This is a genomic window from Pseudovibrio flavus (assembly GCF_009711345.1).
Taxonomy (GTDB): domain Bacteria; phylum Pseudomonadota; class Alphaproteobacteria; order Rhizobiales; family Stappiaceae; genus Pseudovibrio; species Pseudovibrio flavus.
In genome coordinates, this window is sequence record NZ_SMMA01000018.1 from 1 (window position 1) to 659 (window position 659).

General features: G+C 49.2%; 2 protein-coding genes. Both read right to left on the reverse strand.

Annotation, left to right across the window (positions count from 1 at the left end; genetic code table 11):
• Positions 1 to 203 (reverse strand): hypothetical protein (locus tag E1162_RS19335; protein WP_257098523.1); only part of this gene is annotated, 203 nt, incomplete at its 3' end.
• Positions 204 to 251: 48 nt separating this feature from the next.
• A complete protein-coding gene (locus E1162_RS00065) occupies positions 252 to 428 on the reverse strand; it encodes an SDR family oxidoreductase (protein WP_155125403.1) in 177 nt (58 codons plus the stop codon).
• Between the last annotated feature and the right edge of the window lie 231 nt (positions 429 to 659).

Here is a 659-nt window from a genome sequence, read left to right on the forward strand (position 1 = left end):
TCACCGTCACCGGTGAGGGCTTTTTGCGTTTGTATTCGGGGCGAAGAGGAAAGAGGAAAGAGGAAAGAGGAAAGAGGGAGAGAGATGTCCACGCCGAACTCACAGAACACAGCAAAGAACATCACCTGTTGACCAGACTGGATGCCGGAGCAGGTCCGGTATGACAGAAGGTGGGTAATCGGCTGCCGATAGAAAATAGGCAAGAGCTAGCGTCCTCAATGAACTAGGGAGCACATCCTAGTTAGTAGCCCTTAAACCGACCTTGTAATCCCGCCATCAACACGAAGGTTCTGTCCCGTTATATAACCGGCACCGTCGGAAGCTAGAAATGCGATGGTAGCTGCAATCTCTCTTGGGGGGCACCGTTTACGAGCGGAACGACTTTTTGAGGAGCTCTTGGCGTCATTAACCAACTTGTTTTCGAACATGACCTCACCTTTGTAAGTGTGTTGAGTTCATGTTGCGAGATTCTGATGCTGAGGAGCGTGTAGAATTCAGGAATTTGCTAGCGAAACTCGGATCGGGCTCGACGTGATTTCCGAGGAATGAGCCTCTTCAGGTAGGCCTTGGGAAAAGAAATCCGGAATCGGGTATTTATTTTAAGCTGGCGAGAGCTGTTACCCTGTCTACCCCTGTTGAAATTTGTGTTTTGTTAATAG

What these genes read in the sequence shown, in the direction of transcription:
- E1162_RS00065 (WP_155125403.1), bottom strand. Translation starts at nt 428, where the DNA reads ATGTTCGAAAACAAGTTGGTTAATGACGCCAAGAGCTCCTCAAAAAGT.